Origin of the sequence: Methyloversatilis sp. NSM2, assembly GCF_038066675.1 — a bacterium.
GTDB classification, from domain to species: domain Bacteria; phylum Pseudomonadota; class Gammaproteobacteria; order Burkholderiales; family Rhodocyclaceae; genus Methyloversatilis; species Methyloversatilis discipulorum_A.
In genome coordinates this window covers 887,945-904,278 of record NZ_JBBUKV010000001.1, presented here as the reverse complement: position 1 = coordinate 904,278, position 16,334 = coordinate 887,945, and the positions used below count along the sequence as shown (strand labels likewise).

Genomic DNA, 16,334 nt, shown 5'->3' with positions numbered 1-16,334 from the left:
CACCGCCCGCGGATGCTGTCCGCGTGTAGGAATATTTCTTACATAAGTGTAAGCCGATGTGTAGGAAGTGATGTGCACTGCTTCCGCCCCGGCCCACCGGATCCACCCGCTTTATTTGACTTCCGTCAACCTTCCGCGCCATCCGTCACGGTCGCGATGCAAGCCGCGGCATCGCCGACTCACCGACAGCGCGCCGATCGCCAGCATCGCCAGTGCAAGCGAACCCGGCTCCGGGACCGGCGTCACCGTGGTGCCGGTGAGCTGGAAGGTCGCGTACAGGTCGCGCAGGTGATAGGCCGGCGTATTGGCGGGCAACTGCACAGCCTGCGTGTAGAACGCATTCGGCGTTACCGTCAGCGTGCCGGTGGCGCCGAGGTCGAAGGTGAGCGACGGCATGGCGAAGGCGTGGATCTGATACTGGTCGTTGGCGATTTCCTGCACGCCCAGATCGAATTCGAAGTACTTCGTGATCCCCAGAACCGTCAGGCCGACCGAGTAGGGCTGGTACTCGATGCCGGTCATTCCGGGATCGGCCGGCCCGGTACCGGCGAAGAAGGTGAAGAACCGGGCCTGCTGGCCGACGTCCGGGGTCAGGTCCAGAGCCCCGCTCACACCCGCGAACTGCACGGTGGCAGAGACGGCGGGGGTGGACTGGAAGTAGGTCTGCACCGGCGAACCGGTGGTGCTGAAGCTGATCGGCACCGCCTGCGCGGCGCCCGCGCAGAGGCTGAAGGCGAGCGCCGCCGCCGCCGGGAAACGGTTGGTCATCTGAAACCCTCTTGTATTGGTCTTGTAAGTGACCCGGCCGCGGCTCTCGCCGTCACCGCCGTCGCACTGTGCGTCCGGCAGCGCTGTCCACTGCCTGCACGAGGCTGCGGGATGAGGAATGCGCCCAGGCGCCGGGAAAATCCATGCGGCATTGAAGCGCGTCCGCCCTGCGGGGGTAAATACGCACAAGCGCGTAGCGCGCTGGCAATCAGCGTCCGGACAGGGAATTGCTCACGCTTCTGGCAGCCTGTGCCGCACGGCCCAGGCCACCAGTTCGGCTGCGTTGCGCAGGCCGAGCTTGCGCGCGATGTTCTCGCGGTGCTTGCGTACGGTGTGTTCGGAAATGCCCAGTTCGGCGCCGATCTGCTTGCTCGACAGACCGCGCCCGACACGCCCGGCAATGTCCATTTCGCGCGAGGTCAGACCCTCGTGCGTGTCGGCCATGCCGTGACCGAACAGGGTCGCCAGTTCCGGACTCACGTAATAGCCACCGTCGGACACCGTCATCATCGCGCCGACCAGCGCCTCGGCGTCGTCCGTCTTCAGCATGTAGCCCTGGGCGCCGAAGGCCAGCGCCGCGTGGAAGGAGGCGGCGTCCTGGCGCGCGGTCACCACCAGCACCCGCGTCGTCAGACCGGCGGCAGCGATGGCCTGCATCACGCCGAGGCCGTCCAGACCGGGCAGGCCGAGATCAAGCAGCAGCACGTCGGGCGACAGACTGCGCACCAGTTCGAGCGCCCGTTCGCCGTCGCCACAGTCGCCCAGCCAGCGCACGCGCGGCTCGGCCGACAGCATCAGACGCAAGCCCTGGCGCACCAGCGCGTGGTCTTCGGCAACGACGATGCTAATCTCGCGGGCGTCCATGATTGCGGAAACTACCATGACCGGAACATCCGCCACGCTCGACGACGCCACGTCGCCCGGCGATACGGACGCCGTCCGGCGCGACCTGCTGGGCGTGCTTTTCGGTCACACGCCCACCATCGCCGCCGGCAATCTGGCGGTGTCGCTGACCGCGTCCGCGGTACTGGTCAGCGCCCAGGGTCATGGCATCGTCTGGGTCTGGCTGGCCGCGATCTGGCTGCTGGTCGGCCTGCGCTACGCGCTGGTGCGCCAGTTGCGGCCGCAGCTGACCACGCTGGAGCGGCCGGGTCTTGACCGTGCCGAAAGCGCCTACACGGCGGTTGCCGGGCTCACCGGCCTGGCCTGGGGCCTGCTGCCCTGGCTGGGCTACGAGGGGCGCGACCCTTTCATGGACTTCTTCAGCGTCGCCATGCTGGCCGGCATGGCCGGCGGCGCGGTCACCGCCACCACCGCCCTGCCGCGCGCGCTCAACCTCTACCTCGTCTGTGCGCTGCTGCCCTTCATCGTCAAGTCATGGCTGATGGGCGGGCTGATCAACATCGGCGGCGGCCTCACCTTCCTGTTCTACCTGCTGGTACTGGTGTCCTTCGGCCGCAACGCGCACGGCACAATGCGTAACGCGCTGATGCTGACGCGCCAGAATGCCCGGCTGGCCGACGATCTGCGGCAGGAACGCGACGCCGTGCAGGCGGCGATGCGCGCCAAGAACCTTTTTCTGGCTGGCGTCACGCACGACCTGCGCCAGCCGGTCCATGCGGTCGGGCTGCATGTGCGCTACCTGCGCTCGCAGGACCCCACCGGTCTCAGCCGCGATGCGCTGAACGAAGTCTGCGGCGGCATGGACGCGGCGGTGCGTGCCATGAGCCGGCAACTGACGCGCTTGCTCGAACTGTCGCGCCTGGAAGCGGGCGAGGCCCGTGTGCTGCGGCGGGCGGTGCCACTGTCCGAGGTGTGGGCGGCCTGCGCCGCGCAGTTCGTGCCGCTGGCGCAGGAAAAGGGGTTGGAGCTGCGCTTCCGTCCAACCGCGCGGGTGGTGGACAGCGATGCCATGATGCTGCAGTCCATTCTCGACAACCTGGTGTCGAACGCGGTGCGCTATACCGAGCGCGGCCGCGTCCTGATCGCCGCCCGGCCGCGCGGCAGCGAGGTGGAACTGCAGGTATGGGACACCGGCCCCGGCATCGCCGCCGAACATCTGCCGCTCATCTTCGTTCCCTACCGCCGCTTCGATGATCGCAGCGCCCGTCACGACGAAGGCCAAGGCCTCGGCCTGGCGCTGGCGCGCGGTCAGGCCGACGCGCTGGGCCACGCACTCGAGGTGCGCTCGCGCCCCGGTCACGGCAGCACGTTCACCGTTACGGTGCCGCGCGCGGGGGCGGCGCCGCGCGGGTGACTGACGCCGCCAGCGATGCTGCATCTACAGAGCGCCCCTTCATCAACCGCTGCAATCGCGAGCAAGCTCGCTCCCACGGGAGCCCGCAGACGCTGCGTGCCGTTCAGCCTTCGAGCTTCCTGCCCTTGGTCGCGCGCACACCGCGCCAGTTCATCAGCGACGCCTCGTCGATGTTCAGCGTCTTCGGCCGGCCGCGCGAGCCGGGTACCGTGAGCGCGAGACGTTCGCGGAACACGTCGAGCAGTTGTAGCGACGCCCCATCGGGCAAGGTCATGATCTTCACGCCCTTGCCGCCCGACAGTTCCTTCATCTCGTCCAGCGGGAAGGCGAGCAGGCGGTCGCCACCTTGCGCCACCACCCACTTGTCGCCCGGCCGCAGCTTCACCGGCGGCAGCGCAGTCGCGCCATCGGTGTTCAGGAAAGCCTTGCCGGCGCGCTGGCGGCTCACCATGTCCTCGATCGCGCAGACGAAGCCGTAGCCACCGTCGGACGCCACCAGGAATCGGCTGCCCGGCTCGCCCGTCAGCACGGCCACCAGCTTCTTGCCGGCCAGATCGGCCAGCGAGGACACCGGTACGCCGTCGCCCTTGCCGCTGGGCAGGTCGGTCGGCTTGATGGTGTAGCTGCGCCCATCGCCGTCGATCAGCACGACCGGCCACACGGTGCGGCACTTCAGCACCGCGAGCGGACCGTCACCGGCCTTCCAGGTCAGCGCGGCCTCGTCGACATCGTGGCCGGAGCGCAGCCGGCCGAAACCACCGCGTGACACGATGACGGTGACCGCCTCGTCGATCTGCGGCACTTCGCGCGTGCGGGTCGCCTGCGCATCGGCATTGATCAGCGTTCGGCGCTCGTCGCCGAAACGCTCGACGTCGGCGCGCACTTCGTCGCGCACGAAAGTGCGCAGTGCGGCATCGCTGCCGAGGATCTTGAGCAGGCCGGTGCGTTCGGCATCGAGCGCGTCGCGCTCGCCCTGCAGCTTGATGGCCTCCAGCTTGGCCAGCTGGCGCAGCCGGATTTCCAGCACGTCCTCGGCCTGACGCTCGGTGATGCCGAAGCCGGCCATCAGGTCGGCCTTCGGATCGTCGGCGGCGCGAATGATGGCGATCGCGCGGTCGATGTCGAGCAGGATGGCCAGCCGGCCATCGAGGATGTGCATGCGCTCGTCGATGTCGGCGATGCGCTGCGTGAGCCGTCGCGACACGGCACCGAGACGGTAGTCGCACCACTGGCGCAGCACCGCCGGCAGACCGATCTGACCGGGGCGGCGATGGGTGTCGAGCAGCGTCAGGTTCAGGCTCGCATTGCACTCGAGATCGGTATAGGCGAACAGGAAGGCCAGCAGGTCTTCCTGGCTCACCGCGCGCGACTTCGGCTCGATCACCAGGCGCACCGGGTGACGCGCGTCCGATTCGTCGCGCACCGAATCGATCAGCGACGTGGCCAGCGTCTTGGTGCGCGCCTGGTCGTCGCTGATCTTCTTCTTGTCGCCCTTGGGCTTGGGGTTGGCGAGGTCGTCGATGCGGCTCATCACGCCGCCGGTGCTCACGCCTGGCGGCAGCGCCGTGACGACGATCTGCCACTGGCCGCGCGCCAGCGCCTCGACCTCGTAATTGGCCCGCATGCGGAATGAGCCACGCCCTTCCTTGTAGGCGGCGACGATGCTCTCGCGCGACGAAATGAGCGTAGCCCCGTTCGGGAAGTCCGGCCCCTGGAAGCAGTCGATCACGTCGTCGTCCGGCATGCGCGGATCGATCAGCAGCTTGCAGGTCGCGTCACCGATCTCGCGCAGATTGTGCGGCGGGATCTCGCAGGCCATGCCGACCGCGATGCCGGACGCGCCATTGGCCAGCACCACCGGCAGCCGCGCCGGCAGCAGCGACGGCTCCTGCTGCGTGCCGTCGTAGTTGGGCTGGAACTCGATCACGCCGGCGTTCAGTTCGGACAGCAGCACGTGGCGCGCGAACGGCGTCAGGCGGCATTCGGTGTAGCGCATCGCGGCCGCGTTGTCGCCGTCCATCGAACCGAAATTGCCCTGGCCGTCGATCAGCGGATAGCGCAGCGTGAAGGGCTGGGCCAGCCGCACCATGGCTTCGTACACCGACGAATCGCCGTGCGGGTGGTACTTGCCGATCACGTCGCCGACCACACGCGCCGATTTCTTGTGCGCGGCATCGGGCCGGGCGAAGCCGTCCATCGCGTACAGGATGCGACGCTGCACCGGCTTCATGCCGTCTTCCAGCCCAGGCAGCGCGCGCGAGGTCACCACCGACATCGCATAGGTCAGATAGGCCTGCGCGGCGTGCGCATCGACCGGAATGTCGGCGATGTCGGGTTCGAACAGGTTGTCAGTCAACGGAGTGCTCCGGGTGTTTCGTTGTTTGTCTGTGAAGGGGCTGGGGATGAGGGGCTAGGGACTAGGGGCTAGGGGCTAGGGGCTAGGGCCTAGCCCCTGCCCTCACGCATCCGGCACCACCTTGTCGCCTTCCAGTTCCATCCAGCGGCGGCGGCGTTCAGCTTCTTTCTTGCCCATCAGCATGGTGAAGGTGTTCAGCACCAGATCGGGGTCGGCACCCTGGGTGATGCGGATGAGCCGCCGCGTTTCCGGGTTCATCGCGGTTTCCTTCAGCTCGTCCGGGTTCATTTCGCCCAGGCCCTTGAAGCGGCTCACCGTCAGCGCGCTCTCACTGATGCCGTCGGCGATCAGGTTGGCCAGTATGGTGTCGCGCTCGGCCTCGTCCAGTGCGTAAAGGCGGCGCGCCGGTCGCGTCTTGGTCGGCGCGATCTTCACGCAGTACAGCGGCGGTTGACCGATGAACACGTGGCCACGCTCGATCAGCTTCGGGAAGTGACGCAGGAAGAGCGTCAGCTGCAGCGTCTGGATGTGCGCACCGTCGACGTCGGCGTCCGACAGGATGATGATCTTGTGGTAGCGCAGGCCGTCCAGCACCGCGTCCGGCGCATCCGGCTTGTGCGGGTCTATACCCAGCGCCACCGCGATGTCGTGCACCTCGTTGTTGGCGAAGATTTCCGACGAGTCGATCTCGAAGGTGTTCAGTACCTTGCCGCGCAGCGGCAGCACCGCCTGGAACTGGCGATCCCGCGCCTGCTTGGCGCTGCCACCGGCCGAGTCGCCCTCGACCAGGAAGATTTCGTTCTGCTCCGGCGACGTGCCGGTGGCGTCGGTGAGCTTGCCCGGCAGCAGCGTCACGCCGGAACCAGCGCGCTTCTCCACCACCTTGCCGGCGCGCGCGCGCGTCTGCGCGCTCTTGATCGCCAGGCCAGCGATGCGCTGCGCTTCGGTTGCGTGATCATTGAGCCAGCGGTCCAGCGTGTCCTTGATCGCCTCGTACACCAGCTTCACCGCCTCGCGGTTGTTCAGCTTGTCCTTGGTCTGACCCTGGAAGCGCGGCTCAAGCACCTTGGCGCTGAGCACATAGCTCGCATGCTGCGACACGTCTTCAGACTGCAGCGCGAGCTTGGCCGGCATCAGGCCGTGGTGGGTGGCGTAGTCCTTCACCGATTCGAACAGCGCCTGCCGCATGCCCGATTCGTGCATGCCGCCGCCCGGCGTCGGAATCAGGTTCACGAAGGACTCGCGCACCGACACGCCCTCGGGGAAGGCGATCGCCCATTCAGCGCCCTCGCCTTCGTCGTAGCCGGCAATCGCGGTGCGCGCGCCGCAGAACAGCTCGCACTTCGCGTCGCCGATCTCCTCGCGCAGATAGCCTTCGAGTCCGTTGGCGTACTGCCACTCCTGCACGACGCCGCTTTCCTCGTCCTCGAAGCGGATGCGCACGCCGGGCAGCATCGCGCTGCGCGCGCGCAGCAGGTGCTCGATGTCGGCACGCTTCACCTTCGAACTGGCGAAGTACTTCGGGTCCGGCCAGGCGCGCACGCGTGTGCCGGTATGCGACTTCGGGCAGCTGCCGACCTCGGTCAGCCCCTGCGAAATGCCGTGATCGAAGGTGATCGAATGTTCCTTGCCACCGCGCTTGACCGTCGCCTCCAGCCGCGTCGACAGCGCATTGGTCACCGTCACCCCGACGCCGTGCAGGCCGCCGGCGATCTTGTAGGCCTTGCCCTCGAACTTGCCGCCCGAGTGCGGGATGGTAAAGATGACCTCGATCGCCGGCACCTTCTTGGTCGGGTGGATATCGACCGGAATGCCGCGACCGTTGTCCTCGACCGACACCGAGCCGTCGCCGTGCATCACTACACGGATCCCGTCGGCGAAGCCGCCCTGCGCCTCGTCGCAGGCGTTGTCGATCATTTCCTGGATGATGTGGTTCGGACTTTCGGTCCGGGTGTACATGTCCGGCCGCTTCTGGATCGGCGCGATGCCTTCGAGCACCTGGATTTCAGCGGCGTTGTAGCTGGGAGTCGTCATCGGAATGAATCAGCGGAACGGAAGCGCGGCACGCGCCGCGCGGAAGGCCGCTAGTGTGCACGGAGAGGGGCGCGGCCGTCGATATTGACATGCGCCCGCCGACGCGGCAGCGCCTGCCGCCCCTCCGCACTCATATACACTGCGTCCCTTTTTGCCCGACGCCATGTGGTTCAAGAACCTGCAGATCTACCGCCTCACCGCCCCCTTCACGCTCGCCCCTGAACAACTCGACGAAAAGCTCGCCGCCAAGGCTTTCCAGCCCGGCAGCAGCGTGGAGATGCAGCGCATGGGCTGGATGTCGCCGCGCGACAACGGCACGTTGGTGCATGCGGTCGGCGGCCAGATGCTGATCACGCTGCGCACCGAAAAGAAGCTGCTGCCGGCCACCGTCATCAATCAGGTCGCCAAGGCCCGCGCCCAGGAAATCGAGGAAAAGCAGGGCTACAAACCCGGCCGCAAGGAAATGCGCGAACTGAAGGACAGCGTGACCAACGAACTGCTGCCGCGCGCCTTCGCCATCTGGCGCGATACTCAGGTATGGATCGATCCGGTCAAGGGCCGCATCGTCGTCGACGCGGCCGCCAGCGCCAAGGGCGACGAGGTGATGCAGCTGCTGAACGAGTGCGTCGAACAGCTGGGCGCACGCCCGCTGCAGACCGCACTGTCACCGGTGTCGGCGATGACGTCCTGGCTGGCCGCCGACGAGGCGCCCGCCGGCTTCAGCATCGATCAGGACACAGAACTGCGCTCCAGCACGCAGTCCAAAGCCACCGTGCGCTACGTGCGCCATGCGCTGGAAGCGGACGACCTGCGCCGTCACATCGAAGCCGGCAAGCAGTGCACCCGTCTGGCGCTGAGCTGGATGGACCGCGTGTCCTTCACACTGACCGAGAACCTCGCGGTGAAGCGTGTGGCCCCGCTGGACGTGCTGACCGAAAACGACGACGGCAGCGGCGACGAAGCGGAGCGCTTCGACACCGATTTCGCGCTGATGACCGGCGAAGTCAGCCGCCTGATCGATCACCTCGAAGAAGCGCTGGGCGGCGTCGCGTCGAACTGAGTGCACCGCCGCGAAGCACGACCGACATGGCGACTGCGAATGGAAACGGTTTGCGCCACGATTTCGCCGGTTGCCATCAAACCCAGCACAGAAGCCAGAATGGGCGCATCATCGAACAATCTTCATATGCGCCGGACATCCGGGAAGTGAGATAAGCCATGCAAGGAAAGCAGGTCATCCTCGACGCGCTGAACGCGCTCTTGGTCTACGAACTGGCCGCACGCGACCAGTACTTCATTCATTCGCGCATGCTCGACGAATGGGGCTTCAGCAAGGCGGCCGCGCGCATCGCGCATGAAATGGATGACGAGACCGGCCACGCCGACGCGCTGATACGCCGCATCCTGATGCTGAGCGGTACGCCCGACATGAAGCCCGCCCCACTGAACGTCGGACACGACGTCGTCAGCATTTTCGAGAACGATCTGGCGGTCGAGATCTCCGTCGTGAAGCACCTGCGCGAAGTGATGGCGCTGACCGAGAAGGAGCAGGACTACGTCACCCGCGATCTGCTGCTGCCGATGCTGAAGGACACCGAAGAGGACCACGCGCACTGGCTGGAACAGCAGCTGCGTCTGATCAAGCTGATGGGCGAGCAGAACTACCTGCAGAGCGCTGCGGGCTGAACGCCGACGGCGGCGATGGCCGGGGAGTGCGCTCCGCCATCGCCGCACGATGCGATGCCTCGGCACATGCCATGACGACGAGCGCATCGCGCGCGGCGAATGCCGGCGCGAAGGACTCGCACACTCAACAACAAGGGAATTTGGTGGGGTGGCTGATGGGACTCGAACCCACGACAACTGGAATCACAATCCAGGACTCTACCAACTGAGCTACAGCCACCACTGGGACGACTGCCAAACGGCAACCGCTTTGAAACTCTCTCAGGCCTTTGCTGGCCTGCCCGGCAGGAATCGAACCCGCAACCTACGGCTTAGAAGGCCGTTGCTCTATCCAGTTGAGCTACGGGCAGGTACTAAGAACGGTGTTGCGGACCGATTATGGTCGGGGTGGAGGGATTCGAACCCCCGACATCTTGCTCCCAAAGCAAGCGCGCTACCGGGCTGCGCTACACCCCGAGAGGCCGAGATATTACCGGCCGACCGGGGTGCGGTCAATGCCTGCAGAGCGTTTCAGCGAAATTTCTTCAAAGAAATTCGCCGGACGCCCCGCAGTACATCAGCCCTGCTCGCCGTTTGCCTCCGGCGCAGCCAGCAGTGCCTTCATCGACAGGCGGATGCGGCCCTTCTCGTCGGTCTCGAGCACCTTCACCTTCACCTGCTGACCTTCCTTCAGGTGATCGGCAACGTTGGCGATGCGCTCGTTGGCGATCTGCGAAATGTGCAGCAGACCATCCTTGCCCGGCAGCACGCTGACGATGGCACCGAAGTCCAGCAGACGCAGCACCGTGCCGTCATAGACCTTGCCCACTTCCACTTCGGCCGTGATGGCCTCGATGCGGCGCTTGGCGTGCTCGGCCGCTTCCGAATTCACCGATGCGATGGTGATGGTGCCGTCGTCGCCGATGTCGATCGTTGCACCGGTCTCTTCGGTCAGCGCGCGGATCACTGCACCACCCTTGCCGATCACGTCGCGGATCTTTTCCGGATTGATCTTCATCGTCAGCAGGCGCGGTGCATAGGTCGACACGCCCTCACGGGCGCCCGACATCGACTGCTGCATGATGCCGAGAATGTGCTTGCGCGCTTCGTGGGCCTGGGCCAGCGCAACCTGCATGATTTCCTTGGTGATGCCCTGGATCTTGATGTCCATCTGCAGCGCGGTAATGCCGCTGTCGGTACCGGCCACCTTGAAGTCCATGTCGCCGAGGTGATCTTCGTCGCCGAGGATGTCGGTCAGCACGGCAAAACGGTTGCCGTCCTTGATCAGGCCCATCGCGATGCCGGCGACATGCGCCTTCAGCGGCACGCCGGCGTCCATCAGTGCGAGCGAACCGCCGCACACCGAAGCCATCGACGACGAACCGTTCGATTCGGTAATTTCCGACACCACGCGCATCGAGTAGCTGAACTCTTCCGGCGACGGCAGCACGGCGAGCAGCGCGCGCTTGGCCAGACGGCCGTGGCCGATCTCGCGGCGCTTCGGTGCGCCGAAGCGGCCGGTTTCACCGGTGGCGAACGGCGGCATGTTGTAGTGAAGCATGAAGCGGTCGCGGTACTCGCCGCCCAGCGCGTCGATGATCTGCTCGTCGCGGCCGGTGCCCAGCGTAGCGATGACCAGCGCCTGCGTCTCGCCGCGCGTGAACAGCGCCGAACCGTGGGTGCGCGGCATCACGCTGTTGCGAATGGCGATCGGACGCACGGTGCGCGTGTCGCGACCGTCGATGCGCGGCTCACCGTTCAGGATGCGGCTGCGCACGATGCGCGCTTCCATGTCGAAGAAGTAGTTCTTGATCGTGTTCACGTCCGGCGCCGTGGCGGCGTCGGCGGTCAGCGCGGCGATCACTTCGTCGCGCAGCGCGTTCACGCTCTGGCTGCGCACCTGCTTCTGGGTGATGCGGTAGGCATCCTGCAGCTTGGCTTCGGCCAGCTCGGAAATGCGGTTCCACAGCGCCTCGTCGCGGGCCGGCGCCTGCCAGTCCCACTCCGGCTTGCCGGCGACTTCGACCAGTTCATTGATCGCGTTGATCGCGGCCTGCATCTGCTCGTGGCCATAGACGACAGCGCCCAGCATGACTTCTTCCGACAGCTCCATCGCTTCCGACTCGACCATCAGCACGGCTGCTTCGGTGCCCGCGACGACCAGGTTCAGCTTGCTGTCCTTCAGCTGCGAGGCGGTCGGGTTCACGATGTACTGACCGTCGATATAGCCCACGCGAGCGGCGCCGATCGGGCCGCTGAACGGAATGCCGGAGATCGCCAGTGCGGCGGATGCACCGATCATGGCTGGGATGTCGGCATCGACTTCCGGATTCAGCGACAGCACCTGAACGATGACCTGGACTTCGTTGTAGAAGCCTTCGGGAAACAGCGGGCGGATCGGGCGATCGATCAGACGCGAGGTCAGCGTTTCCTTCTCGGTCGGGCGGCCTTCGCGCTTGAAGAAACCACCGGGGATACGGCCGGCGGCATAGAACTTTTCTGCGTAATCAACGGTGAGCGGGAAGAAATCCTGGCCGGCCTTTGCCGACTTCTGGGCCACGACGGTCGCCAGCACGACGGTTTCTTCGACGTTTACGATGACGGCGCCGCTCGATTGACGCGCGATCTCGCCGGTTTCCAGCACCACTTTCTGGGTGCCGAACATGAATTCCTTGCGGGTAGCGTTAAGCAAGTCGATTCCTTTCGATTCGATAAGTGACGGGCATCGTCCGCCCGCCAGAAAAAACAAACCGGCGGAGCCGCCAAGGACTCACGCCGGTATGTGGTGTCAAGCCTCAGGAGGCCTGGACATTGCCTGCGGATGCAATTACTTGCGCAGACCGAGGCGACCGATCAGCGAACGATAGCTGTCGGCATTGGTGCGCTTCAGGTAGTCCAGCAGCTTGCGGCGCTGGCTCACCATCTTGAGCAGACCACGACGCGAGTGGTGGTCCTTGACGTGTTCCTTGAAGTGACCGGTCAGGTCGTTGATGCGTGCGGTCAGCAGGGCGACTTGAACTTCGGGCGACCCCGTATCGCCGGCCGCGCGCTGGAAGTCGGCCACGATGCGGGCTTTGTCGGCGGAAACGATAGCCATTGATCTAAACTCTCTCGTTTGGAAAACCCAAAATTATACGCCACAGTTGCGCAATCTCAAGCCTATTTCAAGGCTTTTGCGCACTTTCCTGTGGCAACAGACGCTTCACCCGCAAGCGGGCGCCGCGTACAACGACCAGACCGAGAAAAACCGGTCCGGCATAGGCGCGCAACACGCCTTCTTCTTGCAACGCAATGTCCGTGTCGACCGCTGAAAGCGGCACCGACTGACCGTTGATCAGGCGCTGCGCATCCGCGTCGGCAATCCGGCAGAGCGGCATGTCCTGCAACAGGATGTCGGCGGGGTTCAGCAGCGACGCGCGCGCGTCCTCGTCGAGCTCGGCGATCTGCTCAAGCGTCACCGCACGATCGAGTCGCAGGGGCCCGGTGCGAGTGCGGCGCAGTCCGGTCAGGTGGGCACCACAGCCCAGCATCGCGCCAATGTCTTCAGCCAGCGTACGGATGTAAGTGCCTTTGCTGCACAGCACGCGCATAGAGAATGACGGCAGCGTGACATCGAGCAGTTCGATCTCGTGTATGCGTACATGACGCACCGCGCGCTCTATGGTCTCCCCTGCACGGGCGTATTCATAGAGCGGCTTGCCGGCGTGCTTGAGCGCCGAGTGCATCGGCGGAATCTGCTCGATGTCACCGGTATGCGCAACGAGCGCGCCGCGCAGCGCAGCTTCGTCGATCGCGACCTCGCGGATTTCGAGCACGTCGCCTTCGGCATCTCCGGTCGTCGTCCGCACACCGAGCCGTACCTGGGCGACATACTCCTTGTCGGCATCCAGCATCAGCCCGGCAAAGCGGGTCGCCTCGCCGAAGCAGACCGGCAGCAGACCACTGGCCAGCGGATCGAGCGTACCGGTGTGTCCGGCGCGGGCGGCCTGAAACAGACGACGCGCCTTCTGCAGCGCGTCGTTTGAACTGAGACCTATGGGTTTGTCGAGCAACAGCACACCGTTGATCGCCTTCCAGCGCGAGCGTGGCTGCAACTCAATCCTCGCCGGTGGAGGGGCCGGAATGCAGGGCCTTGTCGATCAGGCGCGACAACTGGTCGGCACGCTCCATCGTCTGGTCATGCACGAAGTGCAGCTGCGGCGTGGTGTGTATGCGCACGCGGCGACCGATCTCCCGGCGCAGGAAGCCGGACGCGCGCACCAGACCTTCGTGTATCAGCTTCTGCGCATCACCTTCGGCCAGCGTGCTGTAGTAGATCTTGGCGTGCGCATAGTCCGGCGTCAGTTCGACCGCGGTCAGCGACACCATGCCGACGCGCGGGTCCTTCAGTTCGGTCGCGATCAGCTGAGCCAGTTCTCGGCGGATCGCTTCCGACACTCGGTCACTGCGTGCATAACGTTCGGCCATTGCGTGTGGGCGTCAGGCTCAGGCGAGCTTGCGCGCGATTTCCTGGATTTCGAAGACCTCGAGCTGGTCGCCTTCTTCGATCTCGTTGTAACCGCGCAGCGACAAGCCGCACTCGTAACCTTCCTTGACTTCCTTGACGTCGTCCTTGAAACGCTTGAGCGAATCGAGCTCGCCGGTCCACACCACCACGTTGTTGCGCAGCAGGCGGGCGCTGGCGCCACGCTTGACCAGACCCGAAAGCACCATACAACCGGCAATCGTGCCGATCTTGGTACCGCGGAACACCTGGCGGATCTCCACCGTACCGAGCACGTGTTCGCGCTTTTCCGGCGCCAGCATGCCCGACAGCGCAGCCTTCACCTCATCGACCGCTTCGTAGATGATGGTGTAGTAACGCAGATCGACACCGAAGTTCTCGGCCAGCTTGCGCGCACCGACATCGGCGCGGACGTTGAAGCCGATGATGACGCCCTTGGAAGCCTGCGCCAGGTTCACGTCGGTTTCCGAGATCGCACCGACCGCGGCGTGAATCACCTGCACGCGCACTTCGTCGGTGGACAGCTTCATCAGCGACTGCACCAGCGCTTCCTGCGAACCCTGAACGTCAGCCTTGATGATGAGCGGCAGCACGCGGACTTCGCCCTCGCCCATCTGCTCGAACATCGACTCCAGCTTGGCGGCCTGTTGCTTCGCCAGCTTCACGTCGCGGAACTTGCCCTGACGGAACAGTGCAATTTCTCGCGCCTTGCGTTCGTCGGCCAGCACCATCGCCTCGTCACCGGCGGCCGGCACGTCGGACAGACCCTGGATTTCCACCGGGATCGACGGCCCCGCTTCGCTGATCGCCTTGCCGGACTCGTCCAGCATGGCGCGCACACGGCCGAATACCTGACCACACAGCAGGATGTCGCCGCGCTTCAGCGTACCGGACTGCACCAGCACGGACGCGACCGGACCCTTGCCCTTGTCGAGACGCGCTTCGATCACCAGACCGCGCGCCGGCGCATCCTTCGGCGCCTTCAGCTCCAGCACCTCGGCCTGCAGCAGCACGTTCTCGAGCAGTTCGTCGATGCCCGTACCCTTCTTCGCCGACACCGGGATGAAGGGCGAGTCGCCGCCGTATTCTTCCGGCACCACACCTTCGGCCACCAGTTCCTGCTTGACGCGGTCCGGATTGGCTTCCGGCTTGTCGATCTTGTTGATCGCGACAACCATCGGCACGCCGGCAGCCTTTGCATGATGGATGGCTTCGCGCGTCTGCGGCATCACGCCGTCGTCGGCGGCGACCACCAGGATGACCAGGTCGGTCGCCTTCGCACCGCGGGCACGCATCGCCGTGAAGGCCTCGTGACCCGGGGTGTCGAGGAAGGTGATCATGCCGCGCGGCGTATCGACGTGATAGGCGCCGATGTGCTGCGTAATGCCGCCCGCTTCGCCGGCCGCCACACGGGCACGGCGGATGTAGTCGAGCAGCGAGGTCTTGCCGTGATCGACGTGACCCATGACGGTGACGACCGGTGCGCGCGGCAGCAGTTCGACATCCTTGTGCTCCTCGTCGGCTTCGCCGAGGAAGGCTTCCGGATCGTCCAGCTTGGCCGGCTTGGCGACGTGGCCCATCTCCTCGACCAGGATCATTGCGGTTTCCTGGTCCAGCACCTGGTTGATCGTGACCATCTGACCGAGCTTCATCAGCACCTTGATCAGTTCGGTCGCCTTGATCGCCATCTTGTGGGCGAGGTCCGCGACGGAAATCGTTTCCGGCACCAGCACTTCACGCACGACGGCCTCGATCGGCGCCTGCTGCTGGCCCTGATCGTGGTCGCGATGATTGCGGCCCTTCGGGCCACCACGCCAGCCACCGGTACCGGCGTCGCCGCGCGTCTTGATCTGACGACGCTTGGCGGCGTCGTCCTTCCAGTTTGAACCCGGCTTTGCCTTGGCTGCAGCGGGCGCTGCGGGCTTGCTCTTGGCTGCCTTGTCGTCCGGCTTGGCCGGTTTGTGCAGCGTTCCGGCAGGGGCCTTCGCTGCCGCCGCCTTGGCCTCTTCCTCGGCTTTGGCCTTGGCTTCGGCTTCAGCTTGCGCACGCACCAGACGGGCTTCCGTCTCCTGGCGCATGCGGATTTCGCGCTCCTGCTTCTCCTTGAGCTCGCGCGCCTGATGGGCGAGCAGTTCGGAGTGGCGCTTGGCTTCGCGTTCGCGCGCGGTCAGCGGACGCGGCTCGGTCGGCGCAGCGGCCTCGGCCACGGCTTCCGGCGCGCTTTCAGCCACCGGCTCGGGCGTCTCAACCGGCGCGGGTTCGGGTTCGGGCTCAGGTTCCGGCTCGGGTTCGGGCTCAGGTTCCGGCGCCACTTCGAGCACCGGTTCCGGCACCACCGGCGTCGGCTCGGGCTCGGGGGCAAAAGTCGCCTCCTCCGCCACGACGTCTGCCGTTACCTCTTCGGTCGCCGCCGCCTGCGCAGCTTCTTCGGCGAGCAGCTCGGCCGGATCGCGCTTGACCAGCACACGCTTCTTGCGCACTTCGACCTGCACGGTACGCGCCTGACCGGACGAATTGGTCGCCTTGATCTCGGTGGTCTGACGACGGGTCAGCGTGATCTTGGTCTTTCCCGCCGTATCGCCGTGCTGACGCCGCAAGTAGTCGAGCAGGCGCGTCTTGTCCTGCTCGGTCAGCGAATCGCCTTCGCTCTTCTTGTCCACACCGGCCTGCTTCAGCTGCTCAAGCAGCGCGGCCGCGGGGATTTTCAGCTCGGTCGCAAACTGGGAAACACTCATCAACGCCATACCGTC

General features: G+C 65.5%; 12 protein-coding genes and 3 tRNA genes. 3 read left to right on the top strand and 12 right to left on the bottom strand.

Annotated features, from left to right (window positions below; translation table 11 throughout):
• Positions 1 to 111 precede the first annotated feature (111 nt).
• Both WJU27_RS04150 and WJU27_RS04145 read right to left on the bottom strand, forming a co-directional pair.
• The gene (locus WJU27_RS04150) at positions 112 to 768 is read right to left on the bottom strand and encodes a PEP-CTERM sorting domain-containing protein (protein ID WP_341421208.1); all 657 of its coding nucleotides are present in this window, start codon (positions 766 to 768) and stop codon (positions 112 to 114) included.
• A gap of 231 nt (positions 769 to 999) precedes the next feature.
• Positions 1,000 to 1,650, bottom strand: coding sequence for a response regulator transcription factor (locus tag WJU27_RS04145; protein ID WP_341421207.1), 651 nt, complete (start codon positions 1,648 to 1,650; stop codon positions 1,000 to 1,002).
• On the opposite strand from WJU27_RS04145, the gene WJU27_RS04140 reads away from it, so the two are divergent.
• Positions 1,649 to 3,025, top strand: a complete 1,377-nt coding sequence (locus WJU27_RS04140; protein ID WP_341421206.1) for a sensor histidine kinase — start codon at positions 1,649 to 1,651, stop codon at positions 3,023 to 3,025. The two genes, WJU27_RS04145 and WJU27_RS04140, sit on opposite strands and share 2 nt — an antisense overlap.
• Before the next feature lie 103 nt (positions 3,026 to 3,128).
• On the opposite strand, the gene parC is transcribed toward WJU27_RS04140, so the two are convergent.
• Together parC and WJU27_RS04130 are read right to left on the bottom strand one after the other, a co-directional pair.
• Positions 3,129 to 5,381 (bottom strand): DNA topoisomerase IV subunit A, encoded by a 2,253-nt coding sequence (gene parC, locus WJU27_RS04135; protein ID WP_341421205.1) that lies wholly within the window; start codon positions 5,379 to 5,381, stop codon positions 3,129 to 3,131.
• A 102-nt stretch (positions 5,382 to 5,483) separates the two neighbouring features.
• Positions 5,484 to 7,415: a DNA topoisomerase IV subunit B gene (locus tag WJU27_RS04130; protein ID WP_020164858.1), complete on the bottom strand. Its 1,932-nt coding sequence runs from the start codon at positions 7,413 to 7,415 to the stop codon at positions 5,484 to 5,486.
• A 163-nt stretch (positions 7,416 to 7,578) separates the two neighbouring features.
• On the opposite strand from WJU27_RS04130, the gene WJU27_RS04125 reads away from it, so the two are divergent.
• Positions 7,579 to 8,475, top strand: a complete 897-nt coding sequence (locus WJU27_RS04125; RefSeq protein WP_341421204.1) for a recombination-associated protein RdgC — start codon at positions 7,579 to 7,581, stop codon at positions 8,473 to 8,475.
• Positions 8,476 to 8,633: 158 nt separating this feature from the next.
• The gene (bfr, locus tag WJU27_RS04120) at positions 8,634 to 9,101 is read left to right on the top strand and encodes a bacterioferritin (RefSeq protein WP_341421203.1); all 468 of its coding nucleotides are present in this window, start codon (positions 8,634 to 8,636) and stop codon (positions 9,099 to 9,101) included.
• 144 nt (positions 9,102 to 9,245) lie between these two features.
• On the opposite strand, the gene WJU27_RS04115 is transcribed toward bfr, so the two are convergent.
• The 8 genes from WJU27_RS04115 to infB form a co-directional block, all read right to left on the bottom strand.
• A tRNA-His gene (locus tag WJU27_RS04115) sits at positions 9,246 to 9,321 on the bottom strand.
• 53 nt (positions 9,322 to 9,374) lie between these two features.
• Positions 9,375 to 9,451 (bottom strand) — tRNA-Arg (locus tag WJU27_RS04110).
• A 29-nt stretch (positions 9,452 to 9,480) separates the two neighbouring features.
• Positions 9,481 to 9,557, bottom strand: a tRNA-Pro gene (locus WJU27_RS04105).
• 100 nt (positions 9,558 to 9,657) lie between these two features.
• Positions 9,658 to 11,745: a polyribonucleotide nucleotidyltransferase gene (gene pnp, locus WJU27_RS04100; protein ID WP_304003402.1), complete on the bottom strand. Its 2,088-nt coding sequence runs from the start codon at positions 11,743 to 11,745 to the stop codon at positions 9,658 to 9,660.
• A 162-nt stretch (positions 11,746 to 11,907) separates the two neighbouring features.
• Entirely contained in the window at positions 11,908 to 12,177 is a 270-nt protein-coding gene (rpsO, locus tag WJU27_RS04095; RefSeq protein WP_020164862.1) for a 30S ribosomal protein S15, read from the bottom strand.
• A gap of 67 nt (positions 12,178 to 12,244) precedes the next feature.
• Entirely contained in the window at positions 12,245 to 13,174 is a 930-nt protein-coding gene (truB, locus tag WJU27_RS04090; protein WP_341421202.1) for a tRNA pseudouridine(55) synthase TruB, read from the bottom strand.
• Position 13,175: 1 nt separating this feature from the next.
• Positions 13,176 to 13,547: a 30S ribosome-binding factor RbfA gene (gene rbfA / locus WJU27_RS04085; RefSeq protein WP_304003363.1), complete on the bottom strand. Its 372-nt coding sequence runs from the start codon at positions 13,545 to 13,547 to the stop codon at positions 13,176 to 13,178.
• A gap of 18 nt (positions 13,548 to 13,565) precedes the next feature.
• Positions 13,566 to 16,328: a translation initiation factor IF-2 gene (gene infB / locus WJU27_RS04080; RefSeq protein WP_341421201.1), complete on the bottom strand. Its 2,763-nt coding sequence runs from the start codon at positions 16,326 to 16,328 to the stop codon at positions 13,566 to 13,568.
• Between the last annotated feature and the right edge of the window lie 6 nt (positions 16,329 to 16,334).

Excerpts from the sequence above, each read along its gene's own strand:
- WJU27_RS04150 (WP_341421208.1), bottom strand. The coding sequence starts at position 768 with ATGACCAACCGTTTCCCGGCGGCGGCGGCGCTCGCCTTCAGCCTCTGC.
- WJU27_RS04140 (WP_341421206.1), top strand. The coding sequence starts at position 1,649 with ATGACCGGAACATCCGCCACGCTCGACGACGCCACGTCGCCCGGCGAT.
- WJU27_RS04145 (WP_341421207.1), bottom strand. The coding sequence starts at position 1,650 with ATGGTAGTTTCCGCAATCATGGACGCCCGCGAGATTAGCATCGTCGTT.
- WJU27_RS04130 (WP_020164858.1), bottom strand. The coding sequence starts at position 7,415 with ATGACGACTCCCAGCTACAACGCCGCTGAAATCCAGGTGCTCGAAGGC.
- WJU27_RS04125 (WP_341421204.1), top strand. The coding sequence starts at position 7,579 with ATGTGGTTCAAGAACCTGCAGATCTACCGCCTCACCGCCCCCTTCACG.
- bfr (WP_341421203.1), top strand. The coding sequence starts at position 8,634 with ATGCAAGGAAAGCAGGTCATCCTCGACGCGCTGAACGCGCTCTTGGTC.
- pnp (WP_304003402.1), bottom strand. The coding sequence starts at position 11,745 with ATGTTCGGCACCCAGAAAGTGGTGCTGGAAACCGGCGAGATCGCGCGT.
- rpsO (WP_020164862.1), bottom strand. The coding sequence starts at position 12,177 with ATGGCTATCGTTTCCGCCGACAAAGCCCGCATCGTGGCCGACTTCCAG.
- rbfA (WP_304003363.1), bottom strand. The coding sequence starts at position 13,547 with ATGGCCGAACGTTATGCACGCAGTGACCGAGTGTCGGAAGCGATCCGC.
- infB (WP_341421201.1), bottom strand. The coding sequence starts at position 16,328 with ATGGCGTTGATGAGTGTTTCCCAGTTTGCGACCGAGCTGAAAATCCCC.